This is a genomic window from Gemmatimonas sp., from assembly GCF_036405635.1.
In the GTDB taxonomy this organism is placed as follows: Bacteria; Gemmatimonadota; Gemmatimonadetes; order Gemmatimonadales; family Gemmatimonadaceae; genus Gemmatimonas.
This window is the reverse complement of sequence record NZ_DASWXE010000193.1, coordinates 1-2,637: the sequence shown is the minus strand read 5'-3', so window position 1 is coordinate 2,637 and position 2,637 is coordinate 1. Positions and strand designations below refer to the sequence as shown.

Sequence of the window (2,637 nt, the reverse complement as noted above, 5' to 3'; positions counted from 1 at the left end):
CATGCGCCTCGATTTGGGCGCCGTCGCCAAGGGATTTGCCGTCGATCTCGTCGCCGAATCGCTGCAGGACCTGCCCAGCGTGGCCATCAATGCGGGCGGAGATCTCTACTGCCGCGGGCGCAATCTGCATGGCCGTCCATGGTCGGTGGGCATCCGCGATCCGTTCCGCAGCAGTGGTCTGTTGTTGCATATCGACGTGGATGGATTGGCCGTCTGCACCAGCGGCTCGTACGAACGTCGCCTGGCGAATGGTGGTCATCATCTCATCGATCCCGCTCGCGGCGCATCTGCGCAGGGCATGGTGAGTTGCACCGTGGCGGGAGAACGCGCTGCCATCGCCGATGCACTGGCCACCGCGGCCTTCATCATGGGCCCCGACCGCGCCATTCCGTTCCTCACGGATCAGCAAGTCGACGCCTTGCTCGTAGATGAAGCAGGATATTGGCACACGGTCCATGCAGGACAGCGCGTGCGCTTTCCTGAACAACGCAGCGCCCTGCCCCCGACTCCGCCTTCCGCATGATCATCCACGCCACGTGACGAGCCACCTGCGCGCCGATTGGCCTCACCTGCTCCGGTGGTTGCGGTCCCCCAAGGGACTCTTCGCCGGTGTGCTGCTCGTACTGACCATTCCCGCCGTGTGGCATGCCGGATGGTCGCTCGTCTGGCCGTCGCTGCTGGCCGCCATGCTCACCGCTGCCGTGTGCGATGTGCCGCTGCTGCGCTGGCGTGACGGTGACTGGAGCGTACCCGATGGTGCACTGCTCACGGGGTGGCTCATTGCCCTGGTCCTGAGCCCGCACCAGCCGTGGCATGTGGCTGCCGCGGCCTCCATCATCGGCATCGGTGCCAAACACGCGCTGCGCGTCAAGCGGGCCAACGTGCTCAATCCGGCCGCAGCCGGTGTGGTGGCGACGTACTTCCTGTTTGGTTCGGGGCAAAGCTGGTGGGGCGCCCTGCCGGAACTTCCCACCCCATGGATTGCCCTGCTGCTGGCTACCGGTGCCTTCATGACGTGGCGCCTGCACAAGACGGCCTTGGCACTCAGCTTCCTCGGGGTGTACTACCTCATCGCCACGGCACTCGCGTTTGTCGATCCGGCCAAGGTGGTCGCGCTGTACCGGGCACCCGATGTGCACATGGCCCTCTTCTTTGCGGGCTTCATGGCCACCGATCCGCCAACCTCGCCGCCACGTTATGGTGACCAACTGAAGTACGGAGCACTGGCCGCTGTGGTGAGTATGGTGCTCTACATGACGGTGGGCGCGGTGTACTTCCTGCTCGGTGGCCTGCTCGTGGCCAACCTGTGGGAAGGCTGGCGCAAATGGCAGCATGCACGGCAACATCGGCGACCCACCGCAGCGACTCCCGTAACGACCTGAAAGCCCCTCCGATTTCGGAGCCACCGCCGGAGCATGGACGAGTCATGGACCAGTCGTTGACGCGCGCCGATTTCCTGCATCACTCCACCCTCGACACCCGGTGGATGGACAATGACGCGTACGGACACGTCAACAACGTCGTCTACTACAGCTACTTCGATACGGCCGTCAATCGCTGGCTGATTGAACACGGACTACTCGATGTGGCCCACAGTCCTGCGATTGGGCTCGTCATCGAAACCGGTTGCCGCTACTTCGCACCGCTCACCTTCCCCGACCGCATCACGGCCGGACTGCGCGTGAGCAAACTGGGCACCTCCAGCGTGCGTTACGAAATCGCGCTCTTTCGCAATGACGAAGACCAGGCGTCGGCGGCCGGTCATTTCGTGCATGTGTACGTAGGTCGTGACTCGCGTCGCCCCGTGCCCATTCCCGCCGCCACGCGACAGGCGCTCACCGCCTTGCAGGTCACGCCGTGATCCGCCGCTGGGCTGCGCTCGCTGCCCTCGGCGGGGCCCTGCTGGCCGGCGCGGCCGCCATCGTGCAGTCACAGCGCTGGGTGCGCCTCGAGCCCAACGTGCCCTACGACGGCAAGTTCGCCTTCGTGCGTCTGCGCTACATCGAGTACGGTCCACCGGGATGGCAATACGACTATCCGGCGATGGAACGCAACTTCATGACCATCGTGCAGGACCTCACCACCATGCGGGTGCACGCGCGCGGCAGCAATGTGCATGACATGGACGATCCGATGTTGTCGCACTACCCCATCGCGTACCTCTCGGAACCGGGCTACTGGCGTCCCAACGAAAAGGAGGCCGCTGGACTGCGCAACTGGCTGCACAAGGGCGGCTTTCTCATTGTCGACGACTTCTACTTCCGGCAGTGGGAGAACTTCGCGTACTCCATGCGCCTGGTCATACCCGATGCGCAGTTCATCCGGCTCGACGTGTCGCACCCCATCTTCGACGCGTTCTTCCGCATCACCACGCTCGATGCCATGACGCACCCCGACAACCGGTCGGCGCGTGCGGAGTACTACGGCATCTTCGAGGACAACGATCCCACCAAGCGCATGCTGGCGATCGTGAACTACAACAACGACATTGGCGACTACATGGAGTGGTCCGGACAGGGGTGGTACGCGGTGAATCTCACCAACGACGCCTACAAGTTCGCCACCAACTATCTCGTCTACGCCCTGACGCATTGACCATGCCCGCTTCCGCCGAGTCCGCAGCCGATATCATCGTCG

General features: G+C 63.9%; 4 protein-coding genes. All 4 read left to right on the top strand.

The window, feature by feature from the left end:
* On the top strand, window positions 1-523 hold a 523-nt coding region (locus VGE27_RS15145; RefSeq protein ID WP_331050508.1), incomplete at its 5' end, for an FAD:protein FMN transferase.
* Window positions 524-536: 13 nt separating this feature from the next.
* On the top strand, window positions 537-1,382 hold the full coding sequence (locus VGE27_RS15140; RefSeq protein ID WP_331050507.1) for an RnfABCDGE type electron transport complex subunit D: 846 nt from the start codon (window positions 537-539) through the stop codon (window positions 1,380-1,382).
* A 44-nt stretch (window positions 1,383-1,426) separates the two neighbouring features.
* Complete coding sequence (locus VGE27_RS15135) at window positions 1,427-1,861, top strand: thioesterase family protein (RefSeq protein WP_331050506.1); 435 nt, start codon at window positions 1,427-1,429, stop codon at window positions 1,859-1,861.
* Window positions 1,858-2,595: a DUF4159 domain-containing protein gene (locus tag VGE27_RS15130; protein WP_331050505.1), complete on the top strand. Its 738-nt coding sequence runs from the start codon at window positions 1,858-1,860 to the stop codon at window positions 2,593-2,595. The genes VGE27_RS15135 and VGE27_RS15130 overlap by 4 nt, the downstream gene beginning before the upstream one ends.
* Window positions 2,596-2,637 lie beyond the last annotated feature (42 nt).